Consider the following 13,020-nt stretch of genomic DNA (forward strand, 5'->3'; position numbering starts at 1 on the left):
TCCTTAAAAGAGAATAATAACCTTCCTTTTGAACTCTTGCCTTAGCATTGTCCTTTCTCATTTTCCTATCACTTTCTCTCCACCGAGAGACGACGAAGCCGCCGGTTTCCGAACAAAACGGCGGCTTATTTTTTTTCTATTTATAAAAACTACACAGTTTTTGTCACACCTGTTTTTTCAAACACTTCTTCTTTTGCAAATTTTCTGAGTTTAATTAAATTTTGATCTATTTTTTCTACGTTTCTCGAAATAGTAGCGATCATATCATTAAAGTTTTCATGATCGAATTTGGGATCGGCATATTTTTTTTCTTTCACGTCATCGCTTAATTCTTCTAAAAAACCTTTCGTAACAAAAAGAGCATTGTTAATATCATGAATAATTTCTCTTAAACGCAAACTAACCATGTTAACAATTGCTTCTGGTGTTTGCATTTCAGACATAAATCTTTTGCTCCTTATTAAAAAAGAACTTAATTAATTTATATTAAGAGAGTTTTTGACTTTTTGAAATGTAATGTTCAATCGCTTTTGTCACTAGCCTGACACATTTACCTGTCGGACCACTTTCGGACCAAAGCCCTATAGAACGATCCGACCACATAAAGGTATCTATGTGGTTCCATTTATCTATTGTTACAAATTTTTTGAGAAAAAGAGCTGCCGTAATAGATCCTGCATAGCTCGAAACACTTCCATTCATAAAATCGGCAACAGAGGAATCGAAGTAAGAACCATAGTCTTCAGGCAGAGGCATTGACCAAACCCAATCTCCAGTTTCGACTGCTGCATTTTGCAACACTTCAGTGGTTTCAGTATGATTGCCAAAAAGTGAATCAACTGCAGTCCCCAAAGAAATCCGTGCAGCACCCGTGAGTGTTGCTAAATCAATAAGCCAATGAGGCTTTTCTTCGCAAGCAAGCGAGATTGCATCGGCTAAAACAAGTCGTCCCTCAGCATCGGTATTATCAATTTCGACTAACAAACCATTTCTTGCTTTATAAATATCCCCAGGACGCATTGCTTCACTTGAGATCATATTTTCTGCCAAAGGCAACCAACAGGTTAAATGCAATGGCAAATTCATACGAGAACAGGCCACAAAAATTCCCAAAGCAGCTGCCGCTCCTCCCATATCTTTTTTCATGTTTCGCATATTTGCCGAAGGTTTTATGTCATAACCACCCGAGTCAAACGTTATTCCTTTGCCAACCAAAGCTATGTGAGGAATATTTTGCGACAACTTTTTGGGAGAGTATGTTAATTTAATCAGTCTAGGTTTAACCACACTGCCTTTTCCAACAGCACATATTAGCCCGCAGCCTTCTTTTTCAAGTTTTGCGTAATCCCAATTTTCTATCTGAATATGATTAGGATCTCTTAATTTTTCACATTCATTCTTGACTAATATTCTAAGAATAACCTCGAAAGTTTCTGGATTTAATAAATTGGGGGGCATATTGATAAAAGTTCTGGTATAAGTCATGGCATCGGATAGTGCAATTGCCCTTTGATAACATTCATGTGAAAATATTTTTTCAGATAGAATAATCTTCTTTTGCTGCTCACTTTTCTCGTTAACTTTTTTAATTTTATTAGAAATAGATTTTTGTAGTAGGCCAACTATGAATTCAGAATTATTTTCTGCAATAAGATTTTTAATATCATCTGATAAAGAAACTAAAAATGCATAAGAATTTTGCTTCTGTATGATATATGCAGAGATTTGTGTGGATAATATACTACCAATATAACTTGCTATATGGGCTCTACCTGGTTTCTCATGGGATAATTTTTTCGGCTCATTTTTTGGGACAACAAAAAAAAACTCTTTGCCATTCGAGTCGTAGGGATAAAGAGTTTTTAATTTAAACTCGCCAAAAATCTTGCGCGCAAACAAATATAAAGATGAATTGCGATAAAATTCATCTTCACTTAAAATATTGACTAATATACCATCTGTCCCTTTGGCAAAACTATTATATTCTGCATCAGATAATAATTCGACATTTAATGAAGAGGATAACAAATAATCCGAAAAAAAATTCATTTTAATTTTCCACCTTGTGAACTGAGAAGCGTACGTTTAAGCACTGTTCTGGATTCTCCTTTTTTTGCTAAGACAATATATCTTTGCATAGCTACCTTACGAGCAGCAAGGAACTGAGCATAAAAATTGGTGGATGCAAATTTAAATGAAGGAGAGTCATAATGATCAATTATTTTACATAAATCTCGCGACCCCGTTTCAGAAATCGCGCGCAACATTCCATTAACTCCATGATTATAAGCAGTTAAAGTCAATGGCCAGCTTTGTATTTTTTCATAATCTGATTTTAATATTTTCATAGCAGCACGAGTCGAGATTTTTGGATCCGTCCTTTTACTTACAAATGCTTCACCTTCTATGTGTCGCATTGTGCCTGGCATAATTTGCCAAAGACCTTCTGCACCCACTTTAGAACCAGCTCTTGTATTATAGCTACTCTCTACGTGAGGTAAATAAGCTAAATCTAACGGTAGAGCACTTTTCTTAATTTCAGGAAAAATAACAGGCATATGTATTAAACTACGCTGAATTCCTTCTTCAAATTGAGATTTCAGGCCTGATTGAATACGAATATTGTCTTGCGCTATTATCAGATTTTTCTGCGTTAACTCGCCTTTACGAAAGAGTTTTGCAATATTTCTTTCGGCAATTGTCCATTTCTTTGGAGTTTTCAATTTTTTAGAAAGACTATCCAATAAGTTAACATATTTTTCCCTCTCATTTTTCACAAACTGTGTTCTCAATGCTGCATTTTGTGGAATTTTTATTTTTGCATATACACGATTTAGTTTATCTTTATCGTGGATAAATGCTTCATTTGTATCAATTTCTATATAAACTCTTTTCCAAAAATTAACATTATCGACGATGCACGGGAGCATTGGAAAATTTTCGTTGTTTACGGGTGCTTTTTTTATTGACGCTATATCTTTTTCTTTTTTTTTATCTTGTATTGACCCAACTTTAATATTCCTTTGTGCCCGATTTACTTTTAATGAGGGAGGTGGTGGAGGAATATCAAAAAGATCTACATTTTTAACTTCTTTATTTTCAGCAATAACTGTATTTTTAATTCTCTTATTTTGTTCTTGTGTAATACTTGCTTTTTTATTATCAACAGAATTATTTTTTAATTCTGCATCTAAATTTTGATTGACAAGTGGATTGTAATAAAGCACTGGATACTTGCCTTCTTCAGGTGGCAAATCGATTTTGAGATCCAATGCAAAAGTTTTTGCAAACAGAGCAACCTGCGAAATTATTACAATCGTAGAGAAAACTGACTTTCGGTTCATTTGCAAATTTTTTAGAAACATATTAAATCCTCGGAAAGAAGCAGATTTCTGCTTCTAGCTTAAAACAACAACATGAAAGGCATAGTATGTTTCGCATATTTAAGTGGTTTTTACCAGTCTTTTTTAGCGTGCTATTGCTTTTCATACTTGAGCTGATCCTACATAAAGCTAAAGTACCAAATTATATTATCCCACTTCCATCTCAAGTTTTCGATGTCTTGCTGACTGACTGGGAAACAATTTTACAGAATACATCCACAACTTTAAAAGAATGGATGATAGGTGTCGCTCTCGCTATTTTGCTAGGTCTGCTCCTTTCGATTTGTTCCTTTAGATCAAAAATATTTCATTCATTTATTTCACCTATTTTAATTATTTCTCAAAGTGTCCCTTATCTTGTTTTCACACCGATACTCATGATCTGGTTCGGTTTAGGAATAGCACCAAAAGTAATTTTAGTTGTATTGACTTGTTCATTTCCAATTTCACTTGTTTTACAACATGATCTTTTAGAAGCTAAAAAAGAATATCATCTTGTTGTTGAAATGCTTTATATAAAACCAATAAAGGCATTTTTTCATATTTATCTACCCTATTCCCTACCTGGTTTTTTTAATGCTTTAAAAATCAGCGTAAGTTATTCATTTGGCTCAGCAGCTTTAGCTGAACTTATGGGAAGCGAAAATGGTCTTGGTGTTTATTTGTTACGATCTCAATCAACATATAGAACTGATAAAATGCTTGCAGCCGTTTTCGTAATTGTTGTTATAAGCATTGCTAGCACATCTTTGGTGTCACTCATACAAAAGAAAGTAATCTTTTGGAAAACAGCAAAGCATTGAATAAATAGGTAATTTAAATTATGATTCAGATTAATATAGATAAATACTCCTATAAAAATAAAATACCTGTTATTAAAAATATAAATATTTCATTGTTAGAAGGACAAATTACAACTGTAATTGGTGCTTCAGGCTGTGGAAAATCAACATTCCTGCGTGTGCTTATGGGGATGGAAACTGGCGCAATTGGCCATATTTTACATAATAATAATTTATTTAATTTTAAAGAATGGAATTCTAAACAAACATTATTTTCAATGGTCCCTCAAACACCATTACTTTTTCCCTGGAAAAATATTCTTGAAAATATAAAATTAGCAATTACAAAAAAAAAGGAAATTACAGAAAATAAAAGTAAAGATGAAATTGCTATAAATGCTTTAAAAATTGTACAAATGCATGAACATGCTTTAAAATATCCTGATGAAATTTCTCTTGGTATGGCACAACGTGTTGCCTTTGCAAGAGCACTTGTCCTTGATACAAAAGCTATATTATTAGATGAACCATTTGCTTCTTTAGATGCGCACACGAGACGTCTTTTACAAGATTGGTTACGGGTAAAAATAAAAGAAACAGGAAAATATGCCATTCTCGTCACTCATGATGTGCGCGAAGCTCTTTTACTGTCAAATGAAATTAATGTTCTACAAGGAACACCTGCTGAAGTTTACAGAAAATTTAACTATGATGAAATAATATCGAATGATAAAAATTTAGAAGAAGATATTTTATTAATTTTAGGAAAAAACATTTAAACTTAATGTGATATTTTTTTAATAAAATGTGAACTACTTGTTTTAGTGTTTGATTCATCAAAAACATCACAAGCCAACTGAAAGTCATCAATATCTAAAAAACCTTTTTCATTTAAAACATCTTTTAATTTATGAAATGAATCCATGAGCAATGTATTTTGTTCGAGCAAGCCATCCATTTCCGCTCTTAATTTACACACTTCCCCACCAATTCGTGTCATTGTATCAAAGATCTGTTCAATTTGTTTTGAAAAATTGACATTCAGGCCATTGTCATCGGTCACATTTCTTGGAGATTCAAGATCGAGAGCATAAGAGTCAAGACCTTCCTCTCCAGCTTCTTCATATGTTTCCTGAGGTATGTTGGCCATTGGTTCCCCTTCCAAATAGAAATCGGCAAAGCTCTTTTATAACATCTCCCCTTGTCGGATGGATTTAACTTGAAATAAGAGGAAAGAATTGGCACCTTGTTTCTAAAATTGGCACAGACCTGAGAGGTGTGTTAAAAGACCTCTGGTTTAGTATGTGTTTACTTTGTTGAAAGGATAAATTCTTAGTCATGTTAAATATTCTCAAGTCTCTCTTTGGAACCAAAAACGATCGAGAATTGCGCAACACTGCGCCAATCCTTACAAAGATAAATATGCTTGAAGCCAAAATGCAATTGCTCAGCGACAACGAACTCAAAGCCAAAACAGTAGAATATAAAGCTCGTTATAAAAAGGGAGAGACACTGGATTCACTTCTTCCAGAAGCTTTTGCCACTGTTCGTGAAGCCAGTAAACGTTGCCTTGGCAAAAGACATTTTGATGTTCAGCTTATTGGTGGTTTTGTACTTCACCAAGGAAAAATTGCAGAAATGCGCACTGGTGAAGGAAAAACCTTAACAGCAACCGCACCAGTCTATCTCAATGCGATCTCTGGAAAAGGCGTGCATGTCGTAACCGTTAACGAATATCTTGCATCGACTCAATCCGAAGAAATGGGACGTTTATATAGTTTTCTCGGCTTAACAACGGGATGTATACTTTCTGGCATGAACGATCACCAGAGACAAGAAGCCTATGCTTGTGATGTCACTTACGGCACCAATAACGAACTCGGCTTTGACTATTTACGAGATAATATGAAAGTTCGCCTCGAAGATTTTTGTCAACGTGGTCATCATTTTGCAATTGTGGATGAAGTGGACTCCATTTTAATCGATGAAGCTAGAACGCCACTGATTATCAGTGGTCCTTCAGACACGTCCTCAGATAAATATCTTGTTGCAAATAATGCAATACGTGGATTGAGAAAAGAAATTGATTACACCGTCGATGAAAAATCTCGTGCATGTGCTTTAACTGAAGCAGGGATTTCTAAAGTTGAAAAACGTTTAAATATAGATAATCTTTTTGATCCTGAGCACAATGAGCTCGTTCATGCATGTAACAATGCACTGCGCGCTCACGTTCTTTTCCGCAAAGATGATCACTATATCGTGCAAAATGGACAAATAATTATTGTTGATGAATTCACAGGTCGACTTATGCACGGTCGTCGCTTTTCAGACGGATTGCACCAAGCTTTGGAAGCAAAAGAAAATGTGCAAATTCAAGCCGAGAATCAAACTCTTGCGCAAGTGACACTGCAAAATTATTTTAGAATGTACGAAAAACTTTCTGGTATGACAGGAACAGCTGATACCGAAGCTGTCGAGTTTCACAATATTTATAAATTAAATGTTGTTGTCGTTCCTACAAATAGACAAATGATTCGTAAAGATCACGATGATGTTTTATTTTTAAAACAGACAATTAAATTCAATGCTGTTGCAGATGAAATTGAAAAAATTCATAAGACTGGTCAGCCTATTTTAGTTGGTACAGTGAGCATTGAAAAAAGTGAATTGCTCTCCGAGTTATTAAAAAAGAAAAACATCAAACATCAAGTTCTAAATGCAAAACATCATGAACAAGAAGCGCATATTATAGCACAAGCTGGCCAAAAAGGCCGTGTTACATTATCCACTAATATGGCTGGCCGTGGAACTGATATTATTTTGGGCGAAGGAGTTGCTGAACTCGGAGGACTTTACGTAATCGGAACCGAGCGTCACGAAAGCCGAAGAATTGACAATCAGCTGCGCGGACGCTCGGGTCGCCAAGGAGACCCAGGTGCAAGTAAGTTTTTTCTTTCTTGGGAAGATGAACTTATGCGCAGATTTAATAACAAAGCAAATCAATTTATTATGGAACGTTTTGTTGGTGATGAGGCAATCCACGACCCTCGCTTAACCAATGTCATTGGTAAAGTGCAAAAACGAGTGGAAGGTTTTAATTATGATATTCGTAAACAACTTCTCCAATACGATGACGTTTTAAATCAGCAAAGAAAAGCAATTTATGCAGCTCGTATGAGGATTCTCAGAAAAGAAAATGTAAAAGAAATTCTTGCAGGAGAACCAATCGAAAAATTTGCCCGCACTATTTGTGATGATTTTGCTCCACCTTCAGGCTTACCAGGCGAAATAGTGACTGTCGATTTTCGTAATTTAGAAAGAGTCCTTTTTCGCAGTTTCAACAAAGCCATTCCGTTCAGCGAAGCTGAAAGAAAAAATAACGAGATTACGAGAGATGAATTTTATGCATTGATTAGCAAGAAATTAATGACTGAATACGAAGAGAAAGAAAATCTTTTTGGTCAAGAACAAATGCGTGATATTGAGCGCTGGGTTATGCTACAAACCATAGACTCTTGGTGGAAAGATCATTTATTAAATATCGATCATCTTAAAGACGGGATTGGTTTACGTGGTTATGCACAAAAAGATCCATTACAGGAATATAAAAACGAGGCTTTCGAACTCTTTAAAAGACTCATCAGTGCTATTAAACAAGATTCGCTCCAAATGATCTTCAGAGTTCAACCAAATTTAGCAGAGAAGTTTATTGCTGAAGCTAAAGCAGAAGTGGAAAAGAAGGCCAGACTTGAACTCAAAAACTCTCAAGCAGAACATCAAGATCCAGAGGATGCATTTGAGCACAAATTAGAAGAAAAAGAAGAAATTGAACGCAAAAAAGCTATGTATAGCAATTTAAATACAATTTAATTATTATAAAAAGATTATCTAAACTATTTAAAGAAGCTAAGAAGCGACTCTTTTGGGCAACACAAATATAATATTTGTGTTGTCAGATATTTTGTCGAATTTTAGATACCCACCTTGTCTATCGATCATATTTGAAAGCAATTTAATATCAATAAAATAGAATTGATTGTGAAATTGATGCTTTGGTATAATATCATCTTTATGAAATAGACCCCTTTCAAAACGATTGCAACTATCCATAAAGCAAAATTCTATTCTATCTGTAAATTCAGTAAGCAATAACTCTATCCATTTACATTTTTTGTATTTTAAAATCTTTATCGAATTATTTATTAAATAAAGAAGTATATATACTATAGATGAAGGCCTGCATTCGAATTCAAGATTGGGATCAACATCCATCACAATATTATATTGAATTTCATGACTTTTAATTTTATCTAAGAAAAATAAATTCACAGTTTCAATTATGTTGGACATATTTGTTATTTGGATATTATTTTGAGACAAATTTCTATATAATGTTTTAATGGAGTTTATTTTTTTCGCTGTGTTAAAACTTTTAACTGAGATCGATTCGACATCATTAAGAACAATATTTTTATTGAATTCCTTCCGAACTAAGATAGATGACGTTTTTATTGATTTTATATATATATCAGCTAATGTTCTATTAACTTCATTTAATACCTGCACAGTTAATACATTACAAAAAACATTTTGTTCATATTGAAATAACTTTTCATTTTTTAAACATACTTCATTTATTAAATTTTTTTCTGCCAATTTTTTATTGATTTCATTTCTTTTATTTTCAAGCAGAAGCATTGCATATTTCGCAAGATATTTTAAGGAAATAATTTGATATTTTGTGACCTTTTTAGGTGTTTTTCCTAATACACAAAGCGAGCCAATTCGATGACCTGAATGAGTAATTAAAGGTGCGCCAATATAAAATCGAATATTTCGTTCCTGCACGGCAGGTATTTCTGAAAAACGATGATCATTCAAAGTATTTGACACAATAAAAACATCATCACTTAAAATAGTATAGTTACAGAAAGAGCAGTGTCTAGGCACTTCTTTGATTGAATATCCCATACTTGAAATAAGTTGAACACTATTTTCTTGAACAAAAGTAATTGCTGAGATAGGACACTTAAATATTTGCATAGCTAGAAAATTAATTTTTCTAAAATCATTTCCAATAAGCTCTTGCAAAAAGTTGTAGTTACGGAGGACTTCTAAACGTTCTTTTTCATCATAAGGTATTAAATTAACTTTATTATGTGTAGGCTGAGATAAGCTCATATGATTTTCCTGAAAGCAAAGATATAATAGTCATTTTTAAAATAATTATTATAAAAATATTCTTGTCTTAATTTAATTCATTTTTAATAATTTTATTTATATTAATATATATAATAGGCACTAGCCCTTATTGTAGAAAAACAAATAAACTTGCAAATAAATCACTTTCTATTAACAAAAGCGTTAAATTATTCATTAAGACAAAAATAAGATACTCTAAGAACCATACAACAATAACTTTTTAATTTTAAAAGAAAAATTAAAAAGTTATATATTACTCAAAATTACTTCTCTTTGCCTTAGCTTTATTCTTGATTTTTAATCTAAAATAAAACTTCAACAACTTACAATATAAATTCTCATTTCAAATTTGACAACAAAATAGTGACATAATTTTTAAAATATATGTAAATTCTCTTAATATCCCAAAAACATTTGTCTTTAGTGATTTAATTATTAGTCTACCACTTATAAAAATTGACAATTAAACAAAATAGGACAATTATATTTATGGTAAATATGCCCAAGTTTATTATTACAAAAACTTAGGCAAAAAATTATCTACTTTAAATTAATTTTAGGAACTTATATGTTTGGCAAGTTATTCAAGAAAAAATCAGATAGGGATCTCATCGTTCTTCTACTTTCTATTTTTTTTGGAGGTCTTTGCGGGTATTTTGTTCCTAATTTTATTCAATCAATTGAGTGGATTGGCAAAATTTTCATGAACACACTCATGATGTTAGTTTTGCCCCTTATTTTCCTTGCACTCGTAGGCGCAATTACTTCATTAAGCGATATTTCTAAATTAGGATCCCTTGGTAAAGTAACAATTTTAATTATTATTATAAATGTCGCCTCTGCGGCTCTTATAGGATTGTTACTAAGTTTGTTTCTTAAACCTGGCATAGGTGTTAATCCAAGCCTGATGGGACATGATTTACAAGCATTATTAACTGACTCATCAAAAAACTTAGGCTTTTCTGAATTTATTCTTGGAATGTTTCCCGCGAATTTAGGTGAAGTTGCTATACGCTCACAAATACTCCCGATCGTTGTCTTTGGTATATTTTTTTCAATTGTAGCATTGCGTATGCTTAACAAAAACTCTGTCTCAATTGCTTTAAAAGTTTGCAGTGGTTTTAAAGAAATTCTAATGGGTATGATTTCTTTTGTTATGAAACTGACTCCAATTGCTCTCTTTTCCCTGATTGGTAACTCAGTTTCTTCTTCACTCTTAAAAGGAAACTTAGCTGAAGACATGCTAGGTATCTTCAAGTTTTTAATTATATTTCTTTTAGGATGTGTGATACTCTGTGTTTTACAGTTTATTATTTTAAGAATTCTTTCTGGAAAAAATGCCAATACTTTTTTGACTCAGTCAATTGGTTGCGTCTCGACCGGTTTCGCAACGGCTAGCTCACTCGCAACTCTACCGGTTATGCTCATAGCTGCAGAAACTCAAAAAATCGATGAAACGATTGCTAAGTTCGCCCTTCCTTTAACAGTAGTATTTAATCTTGGCTCCTCTGCTTTGTATGTTTCGTCTGCGACTCTCTTTGTTTCTCAAGTCCTTGGCATTGAAATATCAGGATTAAACATTTTTTTAATTTATATTACCACCGTGATCACAGGTTTAGGGACGACTGGAATTCCAAATGCGGGATTTATTGCAACCGTCACAGTGCTGAAAACCATCTCAGTTCCACCCACTACTGTTGCTATTCTGTTTCCTATAGACGCTGTTTTAGGTCGAGTAAGGACATCAGTTAATATTTGGGGACACCTTGTTTGCACTAAATTAATCCAGATTTGGCTTACTAAACAGCGTTAATTATTTTGGACAATTACATTCTTTATTCTTCTCATTATTGAGAAATTGAATACCGATCCCAAACGCCTGGGTAAAATGATTAAACTCAAGTAAGCTCTGTCCATAGCCATAAAAATATTGAAAGTATAGAGAATAATCACGATAAAAATTATAAGATTGCGACGCAGTGATTTGGATACGATCGATATTTTCAATATTCTGTATCGAAACCTTTGTTTCGAAATCTCCAATTCTATAAGATCCAGTAATTTTTTCATAGCCAAGATAGTTTTCTATTTTTTCTGAGTGATGAGTAAATGTTGTTTCATTATCAACAGGCAAAATCCAAGCCATAAACTCAAATGAAAAATCTTTTTGATCATAATTATATTTCCCATACACTCGATTCCAAGACATTTCATAATTGGTACCTAATCCATTTGACTCATGGGAATAGCCTATACTCGCTTTATTATTTCCATTTATTTTATATAAAACAAAAGCTTCTGGATTATAATCGCTTGAGCGAAACCAAGGTCTAATTTCATATAGTTGCCAGAAAGATTTTAAAGTAAATGCCGCATTCAAAGAAATGTGCTCCCATTCATAAATAGGAGCATAGACACTCAATTGTGCTTTGAATTCCTTACTTTCAACAGGTTCATTTTCTACAGACATTTGATTGTAAAGACTATAATAGGGATTGACAGTATAATAATATGGTAAAATATAATTATCTTGATATAATTCAAACATAATTTAATTAAACTCAATAAATATTTAGTATTTAAAAATATCCAACATAAAAATTTAGTATTTTATTCATTTATTTGACATTATAAATTTTTCCTATTAGTAAGAATATTCATAAATATCTTCTAAAATAATAAAGATACTCTCTCTCTTTCGGTAGAAATAATGAGAACTTCAATGCGTTTAAAATTTTTAATTTCTTTGATATTTATTATCTTTCATATTCATGTATTTTCTGAGCAAATTCCCAATGATGAGCAAAAAAATATAAATATTAACGACGATGATAATCATTTTTTTGGCGGTGAGTGGTACATTTCTTGGGGGTACAACAAAGATTTTTGGCGCCCAACGGACATCCATGTTGTGCAAAAATCACTTAATAATGACTTTACCGTCCATAATGTCCATGCGGTAGATTATCCCCAGTGGGACACAGGCTATAGCATATTCACACCAGAAATAACAACACCACAATGGAATCTAAGAATTGGCCGATTTATTGATGCAAAAAGAAATTATGCTCTTGAATTTAGTTTTGATCACACAAAATTTAGCTCTGTTATAGATCAAAATGCTCACATTACAGGAACAATCGGTGGTCAAAGCGTCGATATGTATCAAAAGCTATCAACTAGTTATTTTCGGTATGATTTACACAACGGCGCCAACCATATTATGTTTAATATTGTAAGAAGATTTTCATTAGCAGGTGAAGTAAACCAAGATTACAGCCTCAATGCAGTGCTAAAACTTGGAGCGGGTATTATGCTCCCGCATGCAGACAACTCTATTTTTGGTATGCAAAATAATAATGGTGGCTTAGTTTTTGGTAATTGGTTTGGTTTAACCTCAGGTTGGTGGCAACTCAATGGTGTAACAACTGGGGTTGAAGCTGGCTTACAGTTCGTTTTCTGGAAACCTTTTTATTTAGAATTTACTTTTAAAGAAGCCATTGCAAGGATGTTTAATGTTCCTGTCTATCAAGGCGTTGCTGACCATGTGCTTGTGATGAGTGAATTTATTTTGAGTATAGGATATACCTTTAATTCTCGTTAATTTAATACTTAATTGATATAAATTTTCATCCATAAGTGAACTGAAT

The 13,020-nt window shown here is 33.0% G+C and carries 11 protein-coding genes; 5 read left to right on the forward strand and 6 right to left on the reverse strand.

Features of this window, described 5'->3' with window-relative positions; translation table 11 throughout:
• Positions 1–149: 149 nt before the first annotated feature.
• The 3 genes from H7355_RS09400 to H7355_RS09410 are packed head-to-tail and all read right to left on the reverse strand — an operon-like array spanning position 150 to position 3,365.
• The gene (locus tag H7355_RS09400; protein ID WP_186646840.1) at positions 150–443 is read right to left on the reverse strand and encodes a hypothetical protein; all 294 of its coding nucleotides are present in this window, start codon (positions 441–443) and stop codon (positions 150–152) included.
• Between the two features lie 43 nt (positions 444–486).
• Positions 487–2,049: a M17 family metallopeptidase gene (locus tag H7355_RS09405; RefSeq protein ID WP_186646842.1), complete on the reverse strand. Its 1,563-nt coding sequence runs from the start codon at positions 2,047–2,049 to the stop codon at positions 487–489.
• Complete coding sequence (locus H7355_RS09410; protein WP_186646844.1) at positions 2,046–3,365, reverse strand: lytic transglycosylase domain-containing protein; 1,320 nt, start codon at positions 3,363–3,365, stop codon at positions 2,046–2,048. The genes H7355_RS09405 and H7355_RS09410 overlap by 4 nt, the downstream gene beginning before the upstream one ends.
• A 65-nt stretch (positions 3,366–3,430) precedes the next feature.
• Between H7355_RS09410 and H7355_RS09415 the strand changes: the two genes are divergently transcribed.
• Positions 3,431–4,186: an ABC transporter permease gene (locus H7355_RS09415; RefSeq protein ID WP_186646846.1), complete on the forward strand. Its 756-nt coding sequence runs from the start codon at positions 3,431–3,433 to the stop codon at positions 4,184–4,186.
• 20 nt (positions 4,187–4,206) lie between these two features.
• Positions 4,207–4,944, forward strand: coding sequence for an ABC transporter ATP-binding protein (locus H7355_RS09420; RefSeq protein WP_186646847.1), 738 nt, complete (start codon positions 4,207–4,209; stop codon positions 4,942–4,944).
• Positions 4,945–4,946: 2 nt separating this feature from the next.
• On the opposite strand, the gene H7355_RS09425 is transcribed toward H7355_RS09420, so the two are convergent.
• The gene (locus H7355_RS09425) at positions 4,947–5,315 is read right to left on the reverse strand and encodes a hypothetical protein (RefSeq protein ID WP_186646848.1); all 369 of its coding nucleotides are present in this window, start codon (positions 5,313–5,315) and stop codon (positions 4,947–4,949) included.
• Between the two features lie 188 nt (positions 5,316–5,503).
• Between H7355_RS09425 and secA the strand changes: the two genes are divergently transcribed.
• Positions 5,504–8,038: a preprotein translocase subunit SecA gene (gene secA, locus H7355_RS09430; RefSeq protein WP_186646851.1), complete on the forward strand. Its 2,535-nt coding sequence runs from the start codon at positions 5,504–5,506 to the stop codon at positions 8,036–8,038.
• A 36-nt stretch (positions 8,039–8,074) separates the two neighbouring features.
• Here secA and H7355_RS09435 read toward each other — a convergent pair whose 3' ends face one another.
• Positions 8,075–9,349, reverse strand: a complete 1,275-nt coding sequence (locus tag H7355_RS09435; protein ID WP_186646852.1) for a GAF domain-containing protein — start codon at positions 9,347–9,349, stop codon at positions 8,075–8,077.
• Positions 9,350–9,938: 589 nt separating this feature from the next.
• On the opposite strand from H7355_RS09435, the gene H7355_RS09440 reads away from it, so the two are divergent.
• A complete protein-coding gene (locus H7355_RS09440; protein ID WP_186646853.1) occupies positions 9,939–11,183 on the forward strand; it encodes a dicarboxylate/amino acid:cation symporter in 1,245 nt (414 codons plus the stop codon).
• Here the strand turns inward: H7355_RS09440 and H7355_RS09445 are convergent, their stop codons facing one another.
• A complete protein-coding gene (locus H7355_RS09445; RefSeq protein WP_186646854.1) occupies positions 11,184–11,918 on the reverse strand; it encodes a phospholipase A in 735 nt (244 codons plus the stop codon). It abuts the gene before it with no gap.
• A 174-nt stretch (positions 11,919–12,092) separates the two neighbouring features.
• Between H7355_RS09445 and H7355_RS09450 the strand changes: the two genes are divergently transcribed.
• On the forward strand, positions 12,093–12,974 hold the full coding sequence (locus tag H7355_RS09450; RefSeq protein WP_186646855.1) for a hypothetical protein: 882 nt from the start codon (positions 12,093–12,095) through the stop codon (positions 12,972–12,974).
• Positions 12,975–13,020 lie beyond the last annotated feature (46 nt).

It is taken from the genome of Fluviispira vulneris, assembly GCF_014281055.1.
Classification (GTDB): Bacteria; Bdellovibrionota_B; Oligoflexia; order Silvanigrellales; family Silvanigrellaceae; genus Silvanigrella; species Silvanigrella vulneris.

Excerpts from the sequence above, each read along its gene's own strand:
- H7355_RS09400 (WP_186646840.1), bottom strand. The coding sequence starts at position 443 with ATGTCTGAAATGCAAACACCAGAAGCAATTGTTAACATGGTTAGTTTG.
- H7355_RS09405 (WP_186646842.1), bottom strand. The coding sequence starts at position 2,049 with ATGAATTTTTTTTCGGATTATTTGTTATCCTCTTCATTAAATGTCGAA.
- secA (WP_186646851.1), top strand. The coding sequence starts at position 5,504 with ATGTTAAATATTCTCAAGTCTCTCTTTGGAACCAAAAACGATCGAGAA.
- H7355_RS09450 (WP_186646855.1), top strand. The coding sequence starts at position 12,093 with ATGCGTTTAAAATTTTTAATTTCTTTGATATTTATTATCTTTCATATT.
- H7355_RS09440 (WP_186646853.1), top strand. The coding sequence starts at position 9,939 with ATGTTTGGCAAGTTATTCAAGAAAAAATCAGATAGGGATCTCATCGTT.
- H7355_RS09410 (WP_186646844.1), bottom strand. The coding sequence starts at position 3,365 with ATGTTTCTAAAAAATTTGCAAATGAACCGAAAGTCAGTTTTCTCTACG.
- H7355_RS09435 (WP_186646852.1), bottom strand. The coding sequence starts at position 9,349 with ATGAGCTTATCTCAGCCTACACATAATAAAGTTAATTTAATACCTTAT.
- H7355_RS09425 (WP_186646848.1), bottom strand. The coding sequence starts at position 5,315 with ATGGCCAACATACCTCAGGAAACATATGAAGAAGCTGGAGAGGAAGGT.
- H7355_RS09420 (WP_186646847.1), top strand. The coding sequence starts at position 4,207 with ATGATTCAGATTAATATAGATAAATACTCCTATAAAAATAAAATACCT.
- H7355_RS09415 (WP_186646846.1), top strand. The coding sequence starts at position 3,431 with ATGTTTCGCATATTTAAGTGGTTTTTACCAGTCTTTTTTAGCGTGCTA.
- H7355_RS09445 (WP_186646854.1), bottom strand. The coding sequence starts at position 11,918 with ATGTTTGAATTATATCAAGATAATTATATTTTACCATATTATTATACT.